The organism is Mesorhizobium sp. BR-1-1-10 (assembly GCF_020165595.1).
GTDB lineage: Bacteria > Pseudomonadota > Alphaproteobacteria > Rhizobiales > Rhizobiaceae > Mesorhizobium > Mesorhizobium australicum.
On record NZ_JAIUIL010000001.1, the window covers coordinates 177,531 to 201,705 of the forward strand.

Consider the following 24,175-nt stretch of genomic DNA (forward strand, 5'->3'; position numbering starts at 1 on the left):
GGCTGGTCTAAATGGCTCCCAAAGCGGGGAGGGCTCCGCCCGCGAAGCAACGGGCCGAGGCGAGATAGTGTCAACCGGCCCGGTGCTTTGTCGACATAGCTGACCGGGCGACAGCAAGGCCCTGCAGTCCGATCACGCCGCAGACTGGTTCGCATTCGCCCGGCTTATTGCGGTACCCACGCCACTGGGTTATTTTAGGAGTGTGGGAACAGCACCTGCCATCCATCGCGGGTGCGACCTTGCCGTTTGGGCAGATTGTGAAGTCTTTAACAGACCTGGTTGTCGCAAGCTGTGTCTTGTACCCTTCAGGTCGTGAGCAGTTAAGGATGCGCCATGCTGCGACGTTTTGCGTTCATTGCGGCCCTGATGCTCACCAGCTTCACGGCATTCCAAGCTTGTGCCGATCGTAGGGTGGCCCTTGTCATCGGCAATTCCGAATACCGCGAGATTCCGGCCCTCAAGAACCCGGACAAGGATGCCGAGGACGTGTCGAACACCTTTCGTCTGGCCGGGTTCGATGTGTTCGTCGCCAAGGATCTCACCAAGATCGAATTCGAAAAACAGTTCCGCAACTACCTCGCGGCGGCGGACGGTGCCGATCTGGCGATCGTGTACTATTCCGGCCACGGCTTTCAGATCGGCGGAGAAAATTTCCTGATCCCGGTCGATGCGTCGCTCAAGAACGCGGCCGACATTGAGGTCCAGGCCGTCAAGCTCGATGATGTGCTGCAGCAGTTGCGGACGAAATCAAAGATCCAGGTGATCATCCTCGATGCCTGCCGCAACAATCCGTTTCCGCGCAAGGACTATTGGTTGCGAGACCAGCTGATCGTTGCTGGCAACACCGGGCTTGCACAGGTGAAAAGTTCGCTGAACACGCTTATAGCCTTCGCCACCGAGCCCGGTGCTGTCGCTTATGACGGAAATGGCGACCTCAGCCCCTTCTCCTCCGCCTTCTCTCGTCGCGCGCTGGCGCCGAACCAGGAGATACGCTCGGTCATGGCAGCCGTTCGCAGGGATGTGGTCGAGGCTACGGCCGGTAAGCAAGTGCCTTGGGAAAACTCATCGCTGATCGACGAGGTCGTCCTCATGCGTCGCGCCAACCGGCCTGCACTGCCGCCCGTCTTGGAAAAGGTCGTGCCGTCCGGCGTCGGGCCTGTCGCGCTCGACCTGCCGGAGCCGGTCGATGTCGATGGCGGTGCGGTCACCGTCAGCATCGACAGGCAGCCGGCGCTGGGGCATCTGATTCTGGACGGGAAGCCGGTTGCGGCGGGGGAGCCGATTGCCGGCAAGGATCTCCCGCGATTGCGAATGGACGTGCCCAAAGGTGTGGGTGCCCAGGAAGAAGTCGACATGCTGGCCTATTCAACGCGCGACAATTGGGGTGGCGAATCCCAGGGCATCCTGGTGTTCCGGGTCAAGAATGGTGAGGGTGCCGAGGGCAAGCAACTTATAGCCTCGCTGGAGTCCGAACAGAAGCAGCAAGCGGTGGAACGCGGCATTCACATTGCCGGCGCCGCCGAAGCCATCGAGAATCGTGAGGTCCATGTTCCAGTTGGCGTCGGCCCGGTCCCGTTGCAACTGGATTTCCCAACCGCGGATCCGGCAGTCAGCCTGAAATTTGCAGGCTATCCGGCAACGGGAACGCTGTCGCTGCCGGATCGGACCTTGTCGCCAGATTCGAGCCTGATGGCCGATGAAGTCGACCACTTGCGCTATGAACCCCAGATCGGCGCCGTCCAGCCACTGATCGTCGGCTTCGAAATCAGGGCCGACAACACGTCGTCGAAGCCGGCGACGATGAAGCTCTCGCCAAGCGTCGACCCCTGCGACAGGGAGGCGGGTGAGCCACTTGACCTGCAGGGCGTCGTCCCCGGCCTGTTGCCGAATGAGATCAGCAGCAACGCCGTAGACGTCTGCCGAGCGGCGGTGAAAGCCTATCCCGATGTCCCTCGCTTCCACTACCAGCTCGGCCGGGCATTGCTTGCAGTTGGTAAGGTCGACGAGGCCAAGAAGGCGATCCAGGATGCTGCCGACAAGGGGCATGTGCGCGCAGTGTTCGAGCTGGGCTATATTGCCGCCTCAGGGATAGGGGCTGCCGTGGATCCCAAAAAGGCGAATGGCTTCTATGCGAAGGCGTCCGACAAAGGCGACCCCTATGGGATGACTGCCTGGGGACGTGCTCTGTTCAATGGTTTGGGAGTAGAACGCGATACCCGTAAGGGATTGGATCTACTGCTGAAGGCGGCCGCTATGGGGCATACCTATTCTATGAACGAGCTTGCTTCGATCTTCACCGAAGGTCGTAGCGGCGTGCCCGCGGATTATGATCGCGCAGTCGCCTTTCTCAAAGCGGGAGTTGAACGGCAAGATATGTACTCGATGAACCTTCTAGGCCGCAGCTATCTCAGCGGACGTGGCGTCGAGAAGGATCCGAAGCAGGCACAGGCGCTTTTCCAGAAAGCGATGGATCTCGGCCAACCCTATGCGCCGGGCAGTCTCGGCCGCATGTATCGGGATGGAGTTGGCGTGACGCAGAACCTCGATGAGGCGACAAGGCTTTTCGAGCTTGCAAGCGCTCGCGGAGATTATTCCGGCGCGTATGACCGCGCGGCCATCGAGATGCAGAAGGGCGACAAGGCCGATCAGGCTCTGGTTGTCCGCTATTTGGCGTTCAGCATAGGGCTCGATCTTCGCAACGAATTGCCGAGTGCTCGCACAACGCTGGCGCAATTCGGTGCGAAGCCGAAAACAGCCGCCTTGAAGCAGCTGCGCTCGGAACTCAGATCGAAAATTCCGGCGGGCGGCTCTGTCGACGAGCAACTAGTCAAGACGGCCAGAGCCGTCTGGGAGCAAGATAATCCGCGCCGAGACCTGTTCTGAACAACAAGGAGGCAATGTGGTGGGCTGGGCATTGAAGCAGGCAATTGTCGCAACAGTTCTATCCGGCGCTCTGGCCGTGGCGGGTTGCACAACGGTGACGCCCACGGTCGAGCCGACCCCGGCGACGAAACACCAACATCGGGCCAGGGCCGTTCGGACGACGACTGCACCGAAAACCATCAAGCGCAAGAAGGTGACGGCCACGAAATTGATCAAACCGGCCCAAAACGAATCCCCGCCGGTCGTCACTCCTTTGGGTGGCGGTAGCGGTGGGGGCAGTTCGGGCGGCGGTAGCAGCTGGTGACGGCGGTCACCAGCAGCTAACTTCATATTCTGGCATTGCCGCTGCCATGGCCGACTCGAAGCGCTCGCCAATCAGGGACAAGTGCTCTATGGTTGCGCCGATGCCGTTAGTTGGATCGGGTTGCCTGGCGGGGGCGTTCCATGTTCGAAGTCGTTGCATTCTGGCGAGCGCGAGCAAAAGCGCAGCGTCCTGGGCTTATCGTCGTAGCGATATTGGGACTGCTATTCCTTGCACCGCAGACGGCGAGTGCCGCGCCGAACTGGACGCTCGATCCGGACGCTTCGGTGCTTACCTATCAGTCGGTCAAGAAGAACACGATCGTCGAAACCAACAAGATCAGGAATATCACCGGCACGCTGACTTCCGCCGGTGATGCCAAGGTCAGCTTCGATCTCAATTCCGTCGACACCGGCGTCGACCTCCGCAATGTGCGCATGCGCTTCCTGTTCTTCGAAACGTTCAAGTACCCAACGGCCGAGCTGACCGCGAAGGTGGACCCGGCGGCCTTTGCCGACTTGCCAGCCAAACGCCGCATCAAGGCAAGCTTGCCCTTCCGGCTCAGCCTACATGGCGTCGATAAGGATCTGGAGGCGAGCGTCGTCGTAACCATGATCAGCGACACTCAGGTCTCGGTTGCTTCCGAGGCTCCCGTTGCGGTGCATGTGGAGGACTTCGGCCTGCTGCCGAACGTCGACAAGCTGCAGCAGGCCGCCAATGTGACGAACATAGTGCCCACTGCGTCAGTGTCCTTCGACTTCGTCTTTGTTGCCGAGGGCAGCAAGCCGGGTGCTGTGCAGACAGTCGCGGCCAACGCCGCCGAAGTCGGCCCCGTGGCCACCGACGCTGCGAAATCCAACTTCAGCGACGAGGAGTGTCTCAACCGGTTTGCTGTTTTGTCGCGCACCGGAGCCATCTACTTCCGTGCAGCCAGCGCCCGACTTGATGCCAAGAGCCGTCCATTGCTCGCCGAGGTCGAGGGCGTGGTCGGCAAATGCCCGACCCTGAATGTTGAGGTCGCCGGCTACACGGACTCGGACGGTTCGCCAGAGGCGAACAAGGCGCTCTCGGAACGGCGCGCCAAGGCGGTTGCCGATGCGTTGGTCGCCGATGGCGTGCAGCGCCGCCAGATCAGCGCCACCGGCTACGGCGAGGAGCGGCCGGTTGCCGCCAACGATACGGCAAAGAACAAGGCGCTCAATCGGCGCATCGAATTCTCCGCCACGAAGCTCGCGAACTGAGGGCAGGGTGGGCTCCCGTCCATTGGCGTTTTGCGCAAGCTTGTTTCGCGGCACTGGGCTTGTCGCAATGGTCTTGCTTTTGACCTTGACCGCCGCCACTGCCGAGCGCCGTGTCGCGCTGGTGCTGGGCAACTCGCAATATCAGCACGCCGCGCCGCTCGCCAATCCCGCGCGCGACGGGCAGGCCATGGTCGAGCGCCTGCAGAACCTTGGTTTCGAGGTGGTCTCCGGTTTCGACCTCACCAAGCAGCAGACGCAAGCGACCGTCGCCCAGTTCGCCAAGCAGGTGCGCGGCGCCGATATCGCCCTGTTCTTCTATGCCGGACATGGCTTGCAGGTCTCCGGCAAGAATTACCTGCTTCCGGTCGATGCAGCACTCGAGGACGAAACCTCGCTCGACTTTGAGGCCGTGTCGGTCGATTTCGTTTTGCGCCAGATGTCTCGCGAGACCAGCATCAGGCTGGTGTTTCTGGACGCTTGTCGGGACAATCCTTTGGTCGATCTGCTGGCCAAGACCGCGGGCATCAAAGGTGCAAGCCGCGGGCTTGCGGAAATTGGGATTGAGAATGGCGGTGCCGGGACGCTCATTGCGTTCGCTGCCAGTCCCAACCAGCTCGCCTATGATGGCTCCGGCGACCACTCGCCCTTCACGACCGCGTTGCTTCAGCACATTGGCGAATCCAATGTCTCCATTAGCGAAGCGATGAACAGGGTGACCAGCGACGTTTTTAGGGCGACAGGCGGTAAGCAGCGCCCTTGGACCAATGTCTCCCTGACCACCGAGGTTGTCCTGCACAAGGTCGATCTCAACGCGCCGCTGATCGTGGGTGAAGCGAGCACCCCGCCTGATGAAGCCAGCTCCGGGACGCGCAACACCGGCGGCTCGTCAGCCCAGACTGACGACCAGCTTGCGCTCGATGTTCTTCGAGCGAAGATCCCGAAGCTTGCCACTGACGGGCCAATCTTTTTCGATCGCCCGGTCACGTTCGGGGATCCGGCGATCGACGGCAAGAGCATCGCCCAATTGATCAAGGGCGAACCGCTTTTCAGTCCGGTCGAAGGTCTCGACAAGTCGGTGTGGGAAGGCAAGCACTGCGACAGCTGCCATGAGTGGAACGAGGCCCGGCTTTGCGACCAGGCGAAGAATTTCGCTGCCAACGGCGTCTCGGTCCTTCGCCTGCAGCATCCGCTGGGTACCCGATTCAAGGTCGCGCTGGCCAGATGGGCGCAAGGCGGCTGCCAGTAGTAGTGCTGGGCTGGTGTCAGCGACGAGGGAGGGCAAGCAGGGGAGGCGAACGGCGAACTCGTTACGCCTCAAGCTGAGCCATCTCGATGCCCATTTCGACAAAGGCGGAAAGCAAGGTAAATCGGTCCGCCAGCGCCGCGCGGGCCAGTCCCGCCAGGATTGCGGCGTTGACGGCATGGGCGGCGGGGAATCCGCTGGACTCCATTTTGAGCGTCGGGTGACGCCATACCGCTGCCAGTGCGATCCAGGCGGCCGGGGTTGCCGGCGGCAGCTGCAAGGAATTGCTCAAGGCTGCTTGATGTTGAGGATTGTCAGGCTCGCCGACGCGGGCATGGACAAGCGCCAGCAATTCGAGGTCCTGGCCAGCGAGCAGCTCGGCGACATTGCTCAAGCATTCATGTCCCCACCAGACGGCGGCTCGCTCGGGTAGCAGGTAGGCACAGAACGTGACTGCTTCTTCCGGCACGCGCCCGGCAAGCAGGCTACGGCAAAAATCCAGGGGCGGCTGACCCGTGGCCAGCGACTTCATGTCCCTGGCGATGGCGGGACAAGCAATGAACAGATCCCGTGCCGTTCTGTACCCGAGTTCATTAGCCATGGCTGCCACATCCCCACGAGCCAGCAGACAAGCACTCAAGCCCGTGAGCGAGCGCCGGTCAAGCGGCCGACATTAACAGGTGGTCGTCACAAGCAGCATGCGTTTGTTCACAGACAATCGCTTCCTGATTTGCTATGGTAGGCGCCAGCGAAATCCACTCACACTGGAGTGACGGTCATGCGATGGGTCAGTTCAGCCTTGGCATTGGCGGCCATGCTTCTTGCAACGCAAGTCTGTGCCGATCCGCTTCAAAAGTCGGAAGACATCGTGAAGTTCTTCGCCAATCAACCCGGCAATCTCGGTGCCTCGCGCGGCATCTGCGTCGGTACGGAGGAAGAGTGCAAGAGCAAGGCGGAGAAGACCGGCTCAGCCCCACAAAAAGCTGGTCTCGACATGATGATCAATTTCGCCCTTGATTCGGCTCAACTCGACCAGATCGCGCGCACCGAACTCGATGAGTTCGCAAAGGCCCTCAAGGACAATCGGCTGAGCACGTTCAGCTTTGTCGTCGAGGGGCATACCGATGCGACCGGCTCGGATCGGTACAACCAGGATCTTTCGCAGAGAAGGGCGCAATCGGTGGCGGCATTCTTGACAGCCAACGGGGTAGAACCTGCCAGACTGGAAGCAATCGGCGTTGGCAAATCGCATCCGCGGGTCGCCAACCCTTACGATCCGGTCAACCGCCGCGTGGAGATGCGTGTCAGGACCGAGTAGGCTCGCCGACCGGCCGATCCTTAATTAGCTTGGCTCAAGCACACCTTGGATCGAATTGAGCAGCGCTGTTATCGCCTGCTTGTATTTTTCGAACTCCGGTGACGTCTGCCGAACTTCGGTCGTGGTCGTCGCCGGCTGGCCCGCATCCGTCACCAGGCGCGGCACTTTTTGACCCATCTTCCGCTCGGCCCAGTCGATGACATAGCCCGCGGTCTTGCGGATGAGGAAGGGATTGGCCTCGATCACCGCTGAACCCAAAACGGCGCTCAATTGCGACGTGCCGGACGCGGCCAGCACCTGATGCGCTCCTTCCATGCCAAGGAAGTGGCACAGATAAAGGCGACCTGCGGTTATCTGGTGGCCGCGGGCGCGCAGATAGGCTTCGCCTTCGCGCGCCAGATTGCGCACCATCTCACGCGACAACGTCACGTCATAGCGAAGCGCGAGCAGGTCGGCGGTCGAGAGCGAACGGGCTAGATCGGGACGATAGGTGTTCATCATCCGGATCCAGGTCTTGGTGATGAACTGGCCAGCCCCGGTTGCCGACGAGTTGGGATTCTTGGCGCGGGCGCTGCCGCCGCTTTCAACATGTACGATCCGGTCGGTTAGCGTTTCGACCGCGGCATCGCCAGAGCCTGCGGATCGGCCAGAGCTGAGGGACTCAGCGCTGGCAACCGTGGTGACCGTGCCGAGCGGATCGATCGCCTCGCCGTTTTGATAAAGTTCGAAATGCAGATGCGGTCCGGTCGAGAGCCCGGTTGTGCCAATATAGCCGATGACGTCGCCTGCCTTCACTTTGGTGCCGACGCCGCTGGCAATGGCGAATTTCTGCATATGGGCGTAGCGCGTCTCGCGCCCGTTTGAATGGGTGATCTTGACCAGATTGCCATAGCTGCCGCCGTCGCCTTGGAAGCTGATCTCGCCGTCGTAGGCCGCCATGATGGGCGTGCCGACCGGGGCTGCCCAGTCGACGCCCTTGTGGATTCGAACCGTGCCGAGGATTGGATGTCTACGCGGGCCGAAGGTCGACGTCATCACCCCGCTCACTGGCGTGATCATGCCGTTGGTGACGGTCTGCGAACGAACCTGATCATCGCCGGTGACGCAGGCATACTGCCCGTCGGCTTGCTGGTAGACGAAGCAGTCGAGGTTTTTGTCCTTACCCAGGACGCCGACGTAAAGCACCCGTCCGGAAATCTCGCCTTGGCCGCGCGGGGTCTGCGAGTAGATCAGCACCAGGCGTTGGTCCTCGCCGGCGAAGGCGTCCAGATCCTGTCCTCTCGACAGATACATGATGGCTTCGCCGATCACGCTCGTCGGCACCTTGTTGCGCGCCGCCGTCGAGTAGATTGCGTCGAGCAGACGGTACTGCCGCTTCGGCCCACCCTGATCCGAGCCACCGGAATAGTTGAAGAGGTCCTCGCGCACCCAGGGATCGACGCCTGCAACAAAGGCGCCCCCGGCGTTGCGGGTCAGTGTGCCGACGTAAAGGTTCCTTGCGTAGACGGAGACTTGCATCAGCGACATGGTCGTCGTCTCACCGTTCGGCCGGAAACCGCGCAGGGCGACCACAAAACCAGGCTCCAGCCGATCGCGGTTGAACACCGCTTTCAGCGCCTCGCCCGCAAGCCTGGCATCATCCGCGGAGAAATGCGCGTCGAGCGCGACGCTGTCCAGACTGCGCTCGTTGAGGACTTTCACGAAAGTGTCCTCTGTCGCCTCGTAGCGCTGATAATCGCTGATGACGGTCGCGACCGTCGTGTTGTTCTCAATGGCGGTCTTCTCAAAGGCGGGCAGCGCTTTCTCGCCCTGGTCAATGGTCTCGCCCCAGCCGGCCTCGGGGTCGTCCGCGTCAGCTTTGAGCGCCGAACCTGGGGACATCTCCCCCCCTTCAGGCGCCGCCTGCAGGTCGTTCGCCAGATCATCGCGTTGATCCTCGGACGCGACGGCAGGTTCGGGCGCGGTCGGCTCGTGGCCCTCGGGTGCCGCGGCGGAGGGCTTCGGAGCAGCCTGCCGCTGCGCCTGGAAGAAGGCAAAATCCTCCTGCGTGGAGGGGATCGTCGTCATGAACTTCTCGCTGGCGCTCAACATCACGTCGGACAGGATCTCGATCTGCGGCGAAGCCCCGGAACTGTCGAGTTCGGCCGGGCGCGCAATCGTGCGGCCCTTCGTGGCGGTCTCGTCATCGGGTGCCAGCGTGATCCACATCGGGTCGCCGGCAAGATCGATGATGGCCGGCACATAGACCGAGGCGTCGGGGGGTATGTCATCCATACCTTCGACGGGATGCAGCTCTTCATTCTCGTCGCCGAACGACCAATCATCCCGGGTGAGATAAAACCCGGTGGCGATCGCGATGACGGTGAGCGCGGCAAGGCCGGCAAGAAAGCGGTGCCGAACTTTGCGCCTGCGCTCGCTCTGGCGCGCCAGCTTCTTTTGTTTGAAGCTCGTGTCGATACTGTGCGTCACGGGCCGTTTCCGGTCAGGAAATAGGTCCAGCGCACCTGCTCGAGCGTATCGACTTCGACGAAACGGGCCGCGATATGACCGCGCTGCCAGCACTCGTCGATGCCACGGATAGAGAAGCGGTGTCGATCAACACACATTTCGGTCGATCCGCTGAGGATCGCATGGCCGAACACGTCGGTTGCGTAGAGGTATACGTACCGGTTGGTCAGTTCCTCGCGGATGACGTTCACGCATTGGTTGGCGCCAATGGTCCACCAGCCGTCGGTCTGGTCGGAATCGTCGATCTTCTGTCCGACGGCGAGATTGACGACGTCGAGGGTCTGGTTGCAGACGGTGAATTCCGCATGCGCGCTGTCGGTTGAGACGGCAAGGAGCAGTGCTGCGCCCGACAGCACGGAAAACGCGACGCGGTTGGCCAGCAAGCGTCCAGACCAGCTACGCTTTATGCGTGCGGAAGGCGGGCAGAATAAATGCAAGGCGCGAAGGTCCATCGGCGTTACATATCTATCCGCCGAGCCTGAAATACTTCGCGGCGGCGGAGAATTGCGAACCGTCGGCCTCGATCTCTTCGAGGATCTTTGGCAAAAGGTCGGAGGCTGGTGTCGGCCTGGAGAAGCTCGCGGCCCGAATGTCGTGCGGTCCGGTGATCACCAGCATGATCTGCGGCAGGGCTTTGCCGGCCGCCTTGTCGGCGGCGCCCAAACCAATCGGTATGCTGAAAATCGCCTTGTCGGCTTGCGCCACCATGCGGTCATCAAGGTTGAAGGCGATGCCTCTGTGGTCGATCAGCATGACGTTAGAAACCAGCCCGCCATGGGTTGCCAGCGTGCCCCTGATCGGCGCGCCGTCCGGCACCGCCGTCCGGTCGAGAACCAGTTGCGGCCTTTCCACCTGGTTGCGGTCGAGCAAGCGCAGGAACCTGGTCACTTCACACTGGGGCTGGTCGATGACACGGACGCTGATATCGGGCTCGAGATGGAACCTTGATTGAAAGTCATTGAGCATCTGCTCGAAGGGCTGCACGGCGGTTGCGAAGCCTTCGATTGCGGCGGCGCTGGCGCTTTGGGATGTCAGCGACGCGTAGAAACAGTCGCCGCCACTGAAGTCGCGCACCCACGACGCACGTTGCGCCGTCTCGTCGACTGCCGCCGCTGGCGGCACCGCCGGCTTGGGCATGTTGATGGCGACGGTGGTGTTTTCGGGCTGCGTGGTCAACGGCGGCCGCGGTTGCTGGGAAGATTGCGGCGTGTTCGCCGCTTCGGACGGCGCGGCTGGCAGCGGCTTGCTAGCGATCGCAGTCGGCGGCACCGGCTGAGCCGGCGGGCTGACCGGCAGCGCCGGCACTGGGCTTTCCGCAATCGTCGGCGAGGAAGCCTCCGGCTCGGCCATTTTGGAAAGCTTATCGACCAACTCGGTTGCGCTTGGTTTCGTCGCCGGCGGGTTTGCTTCCCGCGCCGGCTTGCCCTCTGTCTGCGTCTGGCTTGGCGCCGACGTCCCCGGCGGCTCGCCGACTGGCTGCGGCGGGTTCGCGTTCGCCTCGGGCTTCGGCACCGACACCGCGTTTGACCGGGTCGCGGTCGGCGTCTCGGCAGGCTTGATCTCGACCGGCGGAGTAGCCGTTGCTTCGGGGTGAGCCATGGATGGTGCGGTCACCGGCTGGCCCGTCGGCTCCCGGCTGGCGACCTGCTGTGATTTTGTTGCCGATGGCAGCGCGGGGCGCGGGGTCGGCACCGGCATTTCGGAGGGCTTGGCATGCTGCGGTTTCTGCTCGCCTGCTGCGTCCGCCTGGTCCGCGGCCGGTATTGTGGTCTTCACCTGAGCATCCGGCAGCGCAGGTGGCATTGCCGTTTGGTCGGTGGCAGCGTTATCTTGTTTTGACGGCTCCGGCTGCAGCGGTGATGATGGCGGCGGTTGCGATGCTTCCGGTTGCGGCTTCTGCACCACCGGTTTTGATGTCAGAGGCTTGGGGATCTCTTCGGCCGGCGGCCGCGCCAGGATGCCACTGACATAAAGGCCGCCCCCAAACAGGACCGCCAGCGTTACCAGGCCGGCAGCGATGGCCGGCATCCGCCCCGGCTTTCGCGGCTTAGCCGGAACGGCCGTGCCGGGCGTCGGCGCCGACTCTGGTTGCGACAGATGCGCCGGCCGCACATGCTCGACAAAGCGTTGTTCGCCCGGAGATGCCGAACGCTCGAGCCTGGAGGTGGGCAGTGCCGTCCAGCCGGCGCGCGGCAAGCCCGAGCGTTCGCGCGAACCATACGATACGGGCGGCAATGTCAGCTCGACATCCTCGCCACGCGTTGCCCTGGCGATCTCGGCCATGCTGGCCGGCCGATCGCGCGGGTCGGGCTGCAGCATGGCGCCGAGGAGATCGTGGAACTCGGGATCGATGTCAGACAGGTCTGGGACGTTCCGGCGTTTTTCGATGACCTCATACTGCGAGCCGCTCATGTCGAGTGGCTTTCCGCGCAGTGCGGCGGCGAGTACCAAGCCGAGGCTATAGATATCGGACTGCTCACTGACCTCGCCGCCATAGAGGCCGAGCTGTTCGGGCGATACGTAATTGTATTTGCCGGCGAACTTCCCACCGATCAGCGTTTCACCGCCTGCGGTCGCCGAGCGAGCGATACCGAAATCAATGATCTTGGCGTGCTCCACCCGCCCGCCAGGCAGGATGATGTTGTCCGGCGAAAGGTCGCGGTGAATCGCGCCCGCCTGATGCACAGCCGCCAGCCCCGAGGTCAAGCGATGGCAAAGGCGCCGCACGTCTTCCCCCTGCATCGCTCCGTGACGCATCACATCAAACAGCGATTGGCCGTCCACGAACTCCATCGCCAGGTAGGGGCGGCCGATCTTCGGATCGATGGTGAAGACGTGATAGCGAACCACCGCATCATGCGACAGATGGTTGAGGATCGATGCTTCCTTGCGGAACAGCGACAGGATCGTCTGGTCACGGGCGAATTCGGGCAGGACGATCTTAATCGCCACGTGATCGCCGGTTTGGATGTTGTGGCCGCGATAGACTTCTCCCATGCCGCCGGACGCGATCCTCTCGTCGAGTTCGTAGATGCCGCTGAGCTGCGTGCCGGCGCCGGCATAGGTGACGTTCGCCGATATCCGCGTTTTATCGTCGTCGCTCATCTCGCCAGGCTCTCCGGTCCGGACCGATCCGGATGGGGCGCACCGTTGCGCCCGCCGCCGATCTTCACGAGTACGATGGTCACATTGTCGGTGCCGCCCCGCGCCAGCACCGTCTCCAGCAGGCTCCGGCACGCCGCCTGCGGCGTTGCCGATCTGACTGCGGCTTCGATCTCGGCGTCGCTGACATGAGCCGTCAGTCCGTCGGTGCTCAGGACGAAAACATCCCCCGCCATCAGCTCGCCCTGCTGGAAATCGATCTCGAGCTCGTCGCTCACCCCGACTGCATGGGTAATGACGTGGCGGCGCGGCCAGGTAAGCGCCTCTTGCGCGCTGATCATGCCGCGATCCACCAGTCCCTGGACCTCGGTGTGATCCTTCGAGACCTGAAAGATTGTCCCGTCACGGATCAGATAGATGCGGCTGTCGCCGGCCCACAGGCCGGCAAACCGTCCATCCATGGCAAGCAAGGCGGCGAAGGTCGAGCCGATGGTGATGCCGCGGGATCGCGAGATCTCGCGGATCTCGGAATTGGCGCGGCTCAGCCGGTCCTCGAACCGCGCACGAAGGTCGGGTGCCGAGCTCGCTATGCCGATCGTTGCCAGATGGTCGACGATGCTGGCCGACGCGACCTCGCCGGCTTCGTGCCCGCCCATGCCATCCGCCACCACCCAGAGACCGGTCTGCGGCTCTATCAGGTAGTTGTCCTCATTGTGGTCGCGCACGCAGCCTCTATGGGTCACGCCGAAGCTTTCGATGGAAAGGGCGACAGTGCTCAATTTGCCACCTAGCGCTTCGCGAGCGTCCCCTGTGACCAACCCCGGGCAGCGTGCCCAGGCCACTTTGCCATAAGCGCATCCATTAGAGTACCAAAATGAGTGCCGCAGCCGCCGCTGCGCTTGAACAAAGCCGTGTCAGAACGCCTTCGGACAGCTGAAGTCGGCCAGGGCTGGCAACAGGAAGGGATTTGCCGCCGGTCCGGTCTGGATCATGTAAGCGACGTCGCGTCCTCCGATCACGAAGCGGGCTTCGCCGCTGGCGGTGATGGTCGCCTTTTCCAGCAGACGCTTGAACGCCCACGGTCCTTCGAAATTGATAGCCGAGTCGCGGCCGGGCATTTGCGGCATCAAGGTGAGGCTGGCGGAAGCCGAGGCAGTGCTGTTTGGCCACGTCACCGTACTCGGCGCGTTGCCCGTCTGGCTGCTCTGGATAGTCTGGCCGTCAACGCTGAGAACGGCGTTGTCTGCGTCTCCATTGAGCGTAGACGGCGTAATGGTCATCGAAACCGAGGGCACTGAGCCGCCGGACGGAAAGAAGGCGCTGCGGATCTCTGCGGCCGACTGAAAGGATTTCAGGGTCGATTTCGCCAAGTCGTGGCCGGCGCGGGCATCCTGTCTCCAGGTCCATTCCTGGCCGCTCATGTCGATGAGCGACGCAAGGTTCTGCGCAAAGAAACGGTCAATCAGCCCGCCCGGCGCGAAAAGCCTTGCGAAATCCGCTATCGAGATCTCTTGCGTGGCGTCCCTTGCGAAGGGATAGCGACCGCCGACCGCCTCCTCGCAGGCTCGTGTGACCGTCTGGTCGAGGCTCTGGTTGAGGTTGGCCAGCGAGGCTTTAGCGACACTGCCAGCAAACTCGTCCGCTGCGGCGTTGACCATGCGCGCAAGCGGCTTCGGAAGACGCGAGACATTGGCGCGCAGCGTGGAGATCTGCAGCTGCAGGTTGGCGTTGACGCGTTCGGTCTGTGAAGGATCATCGGCCGAAAGCCTCAGGCTTTGGAAGATATCACGGAAATTCCGCGTCAACGCATCGATTGGCCGCCCTCCGTTTGCGCCGCTGACCAGAGACTGGAAAGATCGAAACTGCGCCTCGACGTTCGCCCCGGCACTGTGTGCGACAGCCGAGCCAGAGCCGGCACGGCTCTGCGACTTGCCGCCGGCGATCTGCAGGCCGATGCGAGCCAGGCCTTTGGCCATGCTGGCGAAATCCTCTTGCGCCGCGCCGCCTTCGCCCTCGACCATCTTATCCTTTGTCAACGCGGTCTCGTCGGCAATCGCCGTAGAGAGCTGAGCAAGAGGCGAGTCCGGCGCGGCGAGAGCGGAAAGCGGCAGATATCGCGGCTTGTCTTCGAGCAATGCCTTGAACATCAGCTGGTCAAGGACGCCGTTCCACGCGGCGGAGAATTCCTTGCCGTAGCGGTCGATCAGTTCTGGACCAAGCTTGGGCAGGTCCTGGTCAATGCCGCCCTGTTCCCCGCCGCCGCCAAGCACCCATTGGTCGTTGACGAGAATCTGCGCGATGCGCGAGAGCTGCGGCAGGAAGAAACGGTTGAAGCCGTCCCGCGTGTAAAGCCCGGGAACGTCGAGATCCGCGAGATCGCCGCCATCCGCGCGTTCGAACACGAGCTGTGCCTCAGGGCCGGCTTTTGCTGCGACTGGGAAGCTCTCCAGCCTTGCCGCGTAGACCGCCGACTTGATCAGCGCCGAAGCGCGGTCGGCAAGGCTCATGCGGCCAAGCGAGCGCTGCGCAGCTTCGATCAATGGCTGGTTGAGCTCGAAGACGGGATCGTAGGCGTCGTCCAGGGCAAGCATCGCGCGCAGATGCTTTTCGAGCTGCGCGCGGCCCTCGCGGTTGTTCTCGCCCGGATAGCGGTTCACTTCCCAATCCTGCTTCATCCAGGAAACAATCAACTCGTTATCGACCTTAGGAGCCTTTCCGCCGAGCATCAGGTAGATCTTCAGCGGCTCGTAGAGTGCGATTGGATCGGCAATCTTGGCCTGGATGGTCCGCTCCGCCTGCACCAGAAGCCGCGAGCGGAATGTCCGCTCGAGCGCTTGCCGATAGGCATCCTTGGAGGCCGACAGCAGCCTATCGCGCTGCCCGAGCCCGAACGTCTCCTCGATCGGCTTTCCCTGGTCGCCGGTCTCGAATCCCGCTGGCAGGTTGCGCAACTGGTCGAGCGGACCGATGACATTTTCGAGGTCGACGTCGCTCACCATAGTGCTCTTGAGCAGCGCATCGGCGCTGTCGCGATAGTGGGCCATGGACTGCCTGGTGGACGTGATCAGGGACTGGTTGGCGAAGAAGCTCAGCCCAAGCACGCCGAGCGCCGTCAACGTCGCCAGCACAATCGCGGCGAGGCCACCAAATCTCGCAAGTCTGGCGCGCCGTCCGGCCGCCCGGTCGAAAGATACCCAACCTGATTCCGGGAAGATCACCTTGGTCAGGAGATCGTGCAGGAAGAAGCTCTTGCCGGTGCCCGAAAGATGCGCCTGCGAGGCCGTGCCGAAGCTGCGCCCGATCGTGCCCAGTACCTGGTCGAACGGTGTTCCTTCTTGAGTACCCGAGGAGAAATAGAGGCCCCGCAAGCTGACATTCACCCGTGATCGGGAGGCATCGAACAAACTGCCGATGAAATGCGCGGTCCGGTTCCTGAGGGCGCCGAACTGCGCCGGGAAGTCGAAGATGGCGATGCGCGCCACCGGGTCGGCCTCTTGCTGCAAACGGTCGACGAGTTCTTCTGCCAAGCGCTGCGCCAGAGCGTCGAATTCGGCCACTGCCTCGCCGGCCATGTTCCTTGTGCGATCTGCGGTCTGGAACGTCGCGCCCCATACCTGGCGTCTGCGCGCGTCATCAAAGCCACCGAAATAATCCATGAAACCCGACAAGAGGTCGGCCTTGGTGAAGAGGAGATAGACGGGAAACTGGATCTTGAGCGTCTCGTGCAATTCGCGCAGACGGCTCCTTATCTCGGTGACATGCGCATCGATATGCTGGTCGTCGAGGCTGATGAGATCGGCGAGGCTGATGGCGACGATCACGCCGTTGATTGGTTGCCTGGGGCGGTTTTTCTTGAGCAATCCCAGGAATGCAAGCCAGCTCGCCTGGTCGCGTTCGCGGTCCGATTCCTGGGTCGTGTAGCGGCCAGCCGTATCGATCAGCACGGCTTCATCGGTAAACCACCAGTCGCATGACCGGGTGCCGCCGACGCCAGTCACCGGCTGGGCGTTGCCGGAGCCCGCAAGCGGAAAGTTGAGGCCGGAGTTGACCAGCGCCGTCGTCTTGCCGGCGCCTGGCGGACCGATGACGATGTACCAGGGGACATCATAAAGGAAGTTGCGCTTGCGGCTCGTCCGCCTGAGCGTCGCGATGGCTTCGCTCATGCGCACTTCGAGCACCAGTGAATCGTCGTTGCGCTCGTCGCCGCGCACAATGGCCGTTTCGAGCGCCTGTTGCGCCTTGCGTCTTTGCCAGAAGCGAATGCCATAGAAAGACGCAAGCACGATGGCGGTCGTGCCGATGATGAGTGCCCTGAGCCACACCGACCCAAGCGGGCGGGTGTCGGCGAAGCGGATCAGGGGTCCGGCATACCAGACGGCGGCCGAGAAGCCGACGAGGGCAAGCGCGCTGAAGATCCGCAGCACCCAGCCGATCAGCTCCTCGCCGGGCCCGCTCATAACGCGTCCTGCTTTGGGAGTATCACGTCGACGCGGCGGTTCTTGGCCCTGCCGTCCGCGGTCGCATTGTCGGCAATGGGTTCGTCTTCGCCCTTGCCTTCGACGCTCAGGCGCGACGGGTCCTTCAATTGCTTGGCCATCATGGCCTGCACCGCTTTTGCACGTGCAACAGAAAGATCGAAATTTGACTTGAATATGCTCGATTTCTTCGGCTTCACGTTGTCGGTATGGCCGACGATCTTGATCGGTCCGAGTTCGGCATCGAGCGCCGAGGCGATGTCTGTCGCGATCGGCTGGAACTGTGCCGTTACCCCGGCCTGGCCGGATAGGAACAAGAGCTGGCTGCTGATCTCGACGACGATGAAGTCGCCCTTGGTGCCGACGCTCAGTCCACCGCCCGCGACCTCCTTGGCGAGTGCGGTGCGGATGCGGTCGATCTGCGTGGTGTTCGCAGGCGCAGGTGGTGGCGGGTCGGCTCGCGCCGGCTCGGCGGGCGCCTCTACGCTGGCCCGTTCAATCATAACCGGGCTGGATGGATTGAGCGCCAGCAACTCGCTGGCAGTGACATCGCCTTCGTCGGTGATCAATATCCTCAGCCAGAAAAAGGCTACCGTGACCAGGGTCGCGGCGGCGGCTGCGATCGCCCACAGCGGCAGCCGCCTTGCTGGCCTGGGCATCGCCGCCGCCATGCCTTGCCACCTGGGCGAAATCTCGTCTGCGGCACGTGGCCTGAAATAGCGCAGCGTGTCATATACATCGCGCCGGACGCGCTCCAGCGTGTTGCGCTCACCCGACAAGGCCCGATACTGGCCTTGGAAGCCTAGCGAAAGGCAGGCATGCATCAATTCGAGCAGGTCGCAATGCCCTTCAGGCTTGGCGAGGATATTGTTCAGCGCCTCGTAAAAGCCGGTCCCTGTCGGCTGCGTGTGGAAGAACTTCATCACCATGCTGTGCCGCAGCCAGGTATGTTTGTCCGGCCAGGGCAGATTGCCGATGAGGTCGTCGGCGGTTTCGCAAAGCGCAAACTTGGCGATCCGCGCGTCTTGTTCGGCAATTCCGGCTTTGGCCGTGGCATGGTCGAAGCTATCGATGTTGTCCGCGATATGCTCGGCCAACGCGGCCGCTTGGCGTTCGACCGGCATCAGCCGCAACTCGCCGAACAGCATGAGCAAGGGGGCTGCGGCGGCAAGGATGGGATTGGCTGCGGCATACTTCACGCCAGCGGTGGCGTGGAGCAAGGCATCCTGCTGCAACACCGGTCTTTTTGCAGCAACCGCTTCGTTGTCCTGAACAACCACGGTTCCCGACGACCAGCCGGGGGGCAACTGGCGGCCGGCGCCGGGGTCGAACACGGTCGATTCCCTGGTGAGTGAGGGGAGAGGGTGCACGCTTTGCGGACCGGAACCAGCGGGCTTTTGCCTTGGCCGTGGCGCGCGGATGACGGTTTTATCCGGAGACTCGGAGGAATCGTCCTTCGAGCTCATCGGCGCACCACCGCCGATATCGAACGGGCGTCTCTCTGGCAGGAGGAAAGCATACGACGCTCAGTATCAGCAGCGAGCCGGATGGAAGGTCTGATTTTGCCGAAACATGACATTCCTGCACACGCCCCAAGCCGCGCCGCTCTGCCAGCCTTGGCAAGCGCTCCTATGCTATTCTAGTCGCACAGGAAGCCGATTGAAATCGGAAAGCAGGATGTCAAGGAAATGGCTTTCCTTGAGGTTCATTAACGAGTGCTGCCAACGCGATATGGCGCAAGGCTATTTCTGTTTGCCAGCCTTGGCGTAGGCTTCGGCGAAATAGGCAAGAAAGACATCCAGCATGCCGTTTTCGTGCTTGTCTTCCATCGTCCGCCACGTCGCGACGAGCGCATCCCAGGCTTGGCTCTTCCTCGATGAAAAGGAGGCAGGTGGGTTTCTTCTGGCGATTGCCTCCGGTGACAGGTCGTCGAGCAGCCTTGAGAGCGCGGCCTGCATGGCTGCGTAGGTTGCGATTTCGTGGGTCTTCAGGTCGTCGAACGCATCCTCGATGCTGCGTCTGGCATCCAGATAACCCGCCCGCCGCTTGGCAAACATGATTTCCAGCATATCGTCGGTGCCCGGCACGAATTTCAGCGGGTTGTTGTCCGCGGCGCCGATCATCGTGCGATTCGCGCTTTTCGCGAGGACCTTGGCCGCCGCGCGCGCCTTGAGCAGCAAGGACAGTTGCTCGACTGTGGTTCGCAAGACGGCGCCGATCTCGGCAGCGACATCGTGCGGAGCGCGCGACGCCAACAGCTCCGGCGACAAGCCGGCCGCCCTGGCGATATCACCAAGTATCCTGTCGGCTTCCGCCGGCTGCTTGACTGGGACATCAGGGCCGGGCGTCGGCGCCGACGACATCGACATTTTCGCTGCCTGGCCCGGGCTGTGTTCTGCCGGTGTGGGCAACGGTGCGCTGCCGGGCTCAAGCGACCGTCCCGTCGAGGCCGGCAACTCGCGTTGCGTCGAGCCGATTCTGGCTTGCGGATGACCGGCGCCAATGCGCTCTTCGTCGATCGAAACGGCGATGACATAGTGGCCAATCAGCAGCCGGTCGCCTCGGGTTAATCGATGCGGCGCAGTCAGGCGCTGGCTGGAGCCGTTGACGAAAGTGCCGTTGCGCGACAGGTCGTATAGCCAGAACGATCCCGTCTGATAGCGGATTTCGCAATGCCGCCCCGAGATGAATTTGGCAGGGTCGGACAGCGTCCAGTCGCAGTTTTCGCGCCCGATTTCGAAGCCACGGTCGCGGGCGGCATAGCTCGCGGCGACCCCTGGCGGTAGCCGGTCGACATTGCTGATCTGAAGCGAGATGAACATTGAAAGCCACTGTCCGCTGAAATCCCAAGGCATTCTAGCAGCTTGCCGGCGCAGTGGGAGAGGCGGGTTTCACGAACAATGCTCGCCAGGTTCATGCGTTGCTTTTATTTGGTCTCCGTCGAAGGTATGCTAGCTTGCGGCGGTCAGATGCTGTGAACGTAATGCCGTTCACGGAGCGGGGCTTCAATCCATCATTCCGGCGGCCGCGTCGAGGAGGGGCACGACCCATGCCGAATGAACGTGCCACGGTTCTACAGACGCCGGTTGGGGCCGATGTGCTGACCTTTACCCATCTCGTCGGCCGGGATGAGATCAGCCGATGTTTCGTCTATACCGTGGGGTTCGTCAGCAAGAGCCGTGAGATCGATCCGCTGAAGATGCTAGGCGGCGTCGTTTCCGTCGAAGGCGAATCCGATCCAAAGCGCTGGTTCAGCGGTCTGGTGTCGGATTTCAAACTTACCCGCATAGAGGATCGGTTGACCTATTACGAGGCCAGTGTCAGGCCATGGCTCTGGTTCCTCGGCAACACCACCGACTGCCGCATTTTCCAGAACATGACCGCTGTCGAAATCGTTGAAAAGATCTTCTCGAAATACGGCATCGCCAAGTTCGAGAAGCGGCTGCAGGGGTCTTATCCCTCGCGCGAATATTGCGTGCAGTACGATGAGAGCGATCTCGATTTTGTGCAGCGGCTGCTCGAGCACGAAGGGATCTTCTATTTCTTCGAGCACAACGAGGGCAAGCACACGCTGGTGCTGTGCGATGCCATGAGCAAGCTGAAGCCGGCGCCAGGCTACGACAAGGTGCTTTACAATTTCGAAGGCCACGGCTCGCGCCGTGATGTTGAATACATTACCGAATGGATTCCGGGCAGCGCCGTGCGTCCAGGCGCCTACGTTCATACAGACTATGATTTCGAGAAGCCCGGCGCTGACCTGATGGCGAAATCCGCTCAGCCCTTCGCCCATCAGGAGGCTTCGGGCGAAAACTACCGTCAGCCCGGCGCGCATCTCGATGTCGGGCGGGGCGATAAGATTGCGGGTATCCGCCGTGAGGAACTCCAGGCTGTGCACCAGCACAGCACGGCGGTGGGAACCGTCCGGGGCCTTTTTTCAGGCTGCAAGTTCACGCTCGAAAGTTTCCCGCGCGACGACCAGAACCAGGACTATCTCGTGATCAGCGCCGAATACCGGCTGTTCGATCCGGGCTACCGGACCCAAAACGAAGCCCACAGCGAGAATTTCAAGGTCGTGCTTGGCATCGCGCCCACCAAACTGCCCTACCGGCCGCCGCGGATCACGCCGCGACCGATCATGCGCGGGCCGCAGACCGCGACCGTCGTAGGCCCGTCGGGCGAGGAGATCTTCACCGACAAGTACGCTCGGGTGAAGGTGCAATTCCATTGGGACCGCCTCGGCAAGAAAGACCAGAACTCGTCTTGCTTCGTGCGTGTGTCGCAGACCTGGGCCGGCAGCGGCTGGGGCTTCATCCAAATTCCTCGCATCGGGCAGGAGGTCATAGTCGATTTCATCGAAGGCGACCCCGAACTGCCGATCATCACCGGTCGCGTCTACAACGCCGCTGAGATGCCGCCTTACGCGCTGCCGGGCAACGCCACGCAATCAGGCTGGAAGTCCAATTCCTCGAAAGGCGGCGGCGGCTACAACGAGCTGATGTTCGAGGACAAGGCTGGTTCCGAGCTGGTCAATTTCCAGGCGCAGAAGGACCACCACCTGCTGATCAAGCACGATCGCAACAAGACCGTTCAGCACGACCAGTCCGACCGCATCGACCACGACGCCAAGCACTCTGTCGGCCATAATCTTGATGAAGACGTCGGCAACAACAAGACGGTCAAGGTCGGCGTCGACCAGACCACCAACATCGGCAGCAATGACACAGAGACGGTGGGCGCGAACCGTTCGCTGACGGTCGGCGCCAATGAGACCATCCATATCGGCGCCAATTCGTCGGAAACAATCGGCTCCAACCATTCTCAGACGGTTGGCCTGGTGCAGACCGTCACGGTGGGCGCAGCGCGCATGGACACGGTGGGCGCCACCGAGACACGTAGCGTCGGGGCAGCGCAGACGAACACGATAGGGGCTTCGCGGTCGGTCAGCGTAGGTATCAGCCAAAGTCACAGTATTGGCGCGGCGGACAGCTGGGACATCGGTGCCGCGCAGACCGTCAATGTCGGCGCGGATCAGAGTTTCGCGGTTGGCGGGGCACAGTCGTCCCAGATCGGGAAGGCAAGGAGCGCCGCCATCGGTGCCGACGATGTGACCGACGTCGGCGGCGCTCATGCCCTGAAGGTCGGCAAGGGCAGCGGCGTTCAGATTGCGGAAGACAGCACCCACAAGGTCGGCAAAAAGCTGATGATCGACGCCGGTGACGAGATTACACTGGTATGCGGGGATGCGTCGATCAACATGAAGAAGGACGGAACGATTTCCATCAAAGGCAAGGACATCCGCATCCAGGGCAGCGGCGATGTCCAGGTCAAGGCTGACGGCGATGTCAAGATCAAGGGTAGCAATGTCTTTAACAACTGAAATCACGGGACGCGAAGAACCTGTCCAATGCATCGAAGGCGTCGTCATCGGGCTCCTGATCGGCTTCGAGGAGGGGGCGCCGCTGGTTGTGTTTGTCGGCAACCCCGGCGAGACAGCGCTCAAGGCGCGCAGCCTGGCAAATCTCGACGCCTCGGCTGTGGGCGCTGAAGTGGCGCTGCTGTTCGAAGGCGGGGATCCGGGCCGCCCGCTCGTCGTAGGGCGCATTGTGGATCCGGTGCACGCGCGCGAGCAGGTGCAGGTGATGCGCGACGGCGAAGCGGTGACGCTAAATGCCAAGGAGCGTATCGAACTGCGTTGCGGCCTGGCCTCGATCATTCTTGAGAAGAATGGCCGCATCTCGATCCGGGGCAGTCAGTTGAGCAGCCAGGCAAGCGGCGTAAACCGCGTGCGGGGTGCGGCTGTCCACCTCAACTGAAAAGTCGATGCAGCGGACCGCGACGATCCCATCGATCATCGAGCAGCATCTAGAGGATGCCGCGTTCCTGTGGCATCGTCGCGCGCGCGAGATCGACGGACCCGTGATGGGCGCGTTCGACATCGGCCGCATCGATCAACGGCTCGACGCCAATCTTGACGGATTGTTCGCCGCCGGCCGGGCGGCATGGGATCTCGCGACGGCTCGCTTCGCCGATTACCAGGAGCCACCGGAATTGTTCGTGTTGGCGGCCTTGGCGCTGGAATGGCAATCAGCTCCCGCCATCAAGTTTGTCTTTGACAGCGCGATGTTGCTTGGGGGGGCCGGACTGTCGGCCTTGTCGGGCGCCGTCGCTCGCAGCTCGCCGGATCGATTGAAGCCGTTTGTTGCGCGCTGGCTGGATTCGGCGGTCGCGATGGAGCGAGCTCTGGCCGTCGGCGCGCTGCATCATCACGGGGCCAATCCCGGCCCCAGACTTAAGGAGTTGCTGAACGACGGTGACAGCGAAGTGCGGCGCAGGGCTCTGAGGCTCGCGGGTGCGCGACGGCGTCGCGATGTGATAGTGCAGGTTGCTGCTTGCCTGGAAGCGCGTGACGCACGGGAACGGCTAGAAGCTGCTGTAGCGGCCTGTTTGCTCGGGCAGGTCCGGCTGGCCCAACCTGTGCTCGACAAGATGCTCACCAATCATCCGGAGCTTGCGGCCGCAGCGATGGAAGTCCGGCTGCTTGCCACACCGCCGATCGAGGCGCGATCGTGGTGGCACAAACGCATCTCCTATGCCGCTGCGCGGGAAGTGGCCGTGGCCTCCAGCGGGCTGCTGGGCGACATGGGGATCATGCCTTGGCTGATCGAGATGATGCGCTCGCCAGACCTTGCCTATGCGGCTGGGCTCGCGTTGAGAGACCTGGTCGAGATCGACTTCAACGACACTGACGTTTTCGTCACGGATCCGGCCAAACTCGGGCCGGAATTCGACACTGTCGAAGCGACGCCGCTACCTTCCGCGTCGCGGGCGGCAGCTTGGTGGGAGGAGGGGAGAGGCCCGTCCAGGTTCGACCGATTTCATTCGATGCGGCGCCTGAAACTCGACGCTATGAGAGCTGCGCTTGCGAATGCCGAGATGGCGCTGACCAACTGGCGCCACTCGCGCCCGATTCCGGCGTGGATGTGAGGACCGCATAAGAGAATCCACTATGGGCCTCGAAGCGAGTTGTCCCACAAGGTCTGCCCTGGGCAACCACGGAGAGAGTGTGACGTGGATCTCCGCCCGGAATTGCGCGCAAACGGAAGG

Annotated in this window: 15 protein-coding genes; 7 read left to right on the forward strand and 8 right to left on the reverse strand. The window is 62.2% G+C overall.

From position 1 onward, the window contains the following. Positions 1 to 333 precede the first annotated feature (333 nt). The 3 genes from LB555_RS00760 (at position 334) to LB555_RS00770 (ending at position 5,671) form a co-directional block, all read left to right on the forward strand. Positions 334 to 2,883: a caspase family protein gene (locus LB555_RS00760; RefSeq protein ID WP_224682114.1), complete on the forward strand. Its 2,550-nt coding sequence runs from the start codon at positions 334 to 336 to the stop codon at positions 2,881 to 2,883. A gap of 444 nt (positions 2,884 to 3,327) precedes the next feature. Next, the gene (locus LB555_RS00765; protein WP_224682115.1) at positions 3,328 to 4,425 is read left to right on the forward strand and encodes an OmpA family protein; all 1,098 of its coding nucleotides are present in this window, start codon (positions 3,328 to 3,330) and stop codon (positions 4,423 to 4,425) included. A gap of 67 nt (positions 4,426 to 4,492) precedes the next feature. Next, positions 4,493 to 5,671: a caspase domain-containing protein gene (locus LB555_RS00770; RefSeq protein WP_224682116.1), complete on the forward strand. Its 1,179-nt coding sequence runs from the start codon at positions 4,493 to 4,495 to the stop codon at positions 5,669 to 5,671. 61 nt (positions 5,672 to 5,732) lie between these two features. On the opposite strand, the gene LB555_RS00775 is transcribed toward LB555_RS00770, so the two are convergent. Then, a complete protein-coding gene (locus tag LB555_RS00775) occupies positions 5,733 to 6,269 on the reverse strand; it encodes a DUF6931 family protein (protein WP_224682117.1) in 537 nt (178 codons plus the stop codon). Positions 6,270 to 6,482: 213 nt separating this feature from the next. Between LB555_RS00775 and LB555_RS00780 the strand changes: the two genes are divergently transcribed. Beyond that, the gene (locus LB555_RS00780; protein WP_140877746.1) at positions 6,483 to 6,986 is read left to right on the forward strand and encodes an OmpA family protein; all 504 of its coding nucleotides are present in this window, start codon (positions 6,483 to 6,485) and stop codon (positions 6,984 to 6,986) included. Positions 6,987 to 7,010: 24 nt separating this feature from the next. Here LB555_RS00780 and LB555_RS00785 read toward each other — a convergent pair whose 3' ends face one another. From LB555_RS00785 to tagH, 7 genes are all read right to left on the reverse strand, one after another. Next, positions 7,011 to 9,455 carry a M23 family metallopeptidase gene (locus tag LB555_RS00785; protein WP_224682118.1) on the reverse strand — a complete coding sequence of 815 codons (2,445 nt, stop codon included), beginning with the start codon at positions 9,453 to 9,455 and terminating at the stop codon, positions 7,011 to 7,013. Further along, a complete protein-coding gene (locus LB555_RS00790) occupies positions 9,452 to 9,946 on the reverse strand; it encodes a DUF1036 domain-containing protein (RefSeq protein ID WP_181174059.1) in 495 nt (164 codons plus the stop codon). The genes LB555_RS00785 and LB555_RS00790 overlap by 4 nt, the downstream gene beginning before the upstream one ends. 13 nt (positions 9,947 to 9,959) lie before the next feature. Continuing rightward, a complete protein-coding gene (locus tag LB555_RS00795; RefSeq protein ID WP_224682119.1) occupies positions 9,960 to 12,599 on the reverse strand; it encodes a serine/threonine-protein kinase in 2,640 nt (879 codons plus the stop codon). After that, positions 12,596 to 13,375, reverse strand: coding sequence for a PP2C family protein-serine/threonine phosphatase (locus LB555_RS00800; RefSeq protein WP_224682120.1), 780 nt, complete (start codon positions 13,373 to 13,375; stop codon positions 12,596 to 12,598). Before LB555_RS00800 ends, LB555_RS00795 begins: the two co-directional genes overlap by 4 nt. A 135-nt stretch (positions 13,376 to 13,510) precedes the next feature. Further along, entirely contained in the window at positions 13,511 to 17,053 is a 3,543-nt protein-coding gene (gene tssM / locus LB555_RS00805) for a type VI secretion system membrane subunit TssM (RefSeq protein WP_224682121.1), read from the reverse strand. After that, positions 17,050 to 18,537, reverse strand: coding sequence for a type VI secretion system protein TssL, long form (gene tssL / locus LB555_RS00810; RefSeq protein ID WP_224682122.1), 1,488 nt, complete (start codon positions 18,535 to 18,537; stop codon positions 17,050 to 17,052). Before tssL ends, tssM begins: the two co-directional genes overlap by 4 nt. A 276-nt stretch (positions 18,538 to 18,813) precedes the next feature. Further along, entirely contained in the window at positions 18,814 to 19,893 is a 1,080-nt protein-coding gene (gene tagH / locus LB555_RS00815; protein ID WP_224682123.1) for a type VI secretion system-associated FHA domain protein TagH, read from the reverse strand. A gap of 227 nt (positions 19,894 to 20,120) precedes the next feature. On the opposite strand from tagH, the gene tssI reads away from it, so the two are divergent. Genes tssI through LB555_RS00830 form a run of 3 tightly spaced genes read left to right on the forward strand, consistent with a single transcriptional unit; the run spans position 20,121 to position 24,055 of the window. After that, a complete protein-coding gene (gene tssI, locus LB555_RS00820; RefSeq protein ID WP_224682124.1) occupies positions 20,121 to 22,448 on the forward strand; it encodes a type VI secretion system tip protein VgrG in 2,328 nt (775 codons plus the stop codon). Further along, a complete protein-coding gene (locus tag LB555_RS00825; RefSeq protein ID WP_140877621.1) occupies positions 22,432 to 22,884 on the forward strand; it encodes a DUF6484 domain-containing protein in 453 nt (150 codons plus the stop codon). The genes tssI and LB555_RS00825 overlap by 17 nt, the downstream gene beginning before the upstream one ends. 7 nt (positions 22,885 to 22,891) lie before the next feature. Beyond that, entirely contained in the window at positions 22,892 to 24,055 is a 1,164-nt protein-coding gene (locus tag LB555_RS00830; protein ID WP_140877619.1) for a hypothetical protein, read from the forward strand. Positions 24,056 to 24,175 lie beyond the last annotated feature (120 nt).

Coding starts and splice junctions, on each gene's coding strand:
- LB555_RS00770 (WP_224682116.1), top strand. CDS start 4,493: ATGGTCTTGCTTTTGACCTTGACCGCCGCCACTGCCGAGCGCCGTGTC.
- LB555_RS00780 (WP_140877746.1), top strand. CDS start 6,483: ATGCTTCTTGCAACGCAAGTCTGTGCCGATCCGCTTCAAAAGTCGGAA.
- LB555_RS00775 (WP_224682117.1), bottom strand. CDS start 6,269: ATGGCTAATGAACTCGGGTACAGAACGGCACGGGATCTGTTCATTGCT.
- LB555_RS00765 (WP_224682115.1), top strand. CDS start 3,328: ATGTTCGAAGTCGTTGCATTCTGGCGAGCGCGAGCAAAAGCGCAGCGT.
- LB555_RS00760 (WP_224682114.1), top strand. CDS start 334: ATGCTGCGACGTTTTGCGTTCATTGCGGCCCTGATGCTCACCAGCTTC.
- LB555_RS00790 (WP_181174059.1), bottom strand. CDS start 9,946: ATGGACCTTCGCGCCTTGCATTTATTCTGCCCGCCTTCCGCACGCATA.
- tssL (WP_224682122.1), bottom strand. CDS start 18,537: ATGAGCTCGAAGGACGATTCCTCCGAGTCTCCGGATAAAACCGTCATC.
- LB555_RS00795 (WP_224682119.1), bottom strand. CDS start 12,599: ATGAGCGACGACGATAAAACGCGGATATCGGCGAACGTCACCTATGCC.
- LB555_RS00830 (WP_140877619.1), top strand. CDS start 22,892: ATGCAGCGGACCGCGACGATCCCATCGATCATCGAGCAGCATCTAGAG.
- tssI (WP_224682124.1), top strand. CDS start 20,121: ATGCCGAATGAACGTGCCACGGTTCTACAGACGCCGGTTGGGGCCGAT.
- LB555_RS00825 (WP_140877621.1), top strand. CDS start 22,432: ATGTCTTTAACAACTGAAATCACGGGACGCGAAGAACCTGTCCAATGC.
- tagH (WP_224682123.1), bottom strand. CDS start 19,893: ATGTTCATCTCGCTTCAGATCAGCAATGTCGACCGGCTACCGCCAGGG.
- tssM (WP_224682121.1), bottom strand. CDS start 17,053: ATGAGCGGGCCCGGCGAGGAGCTGATCGGCTGGGTGCTGCGGATCTTC.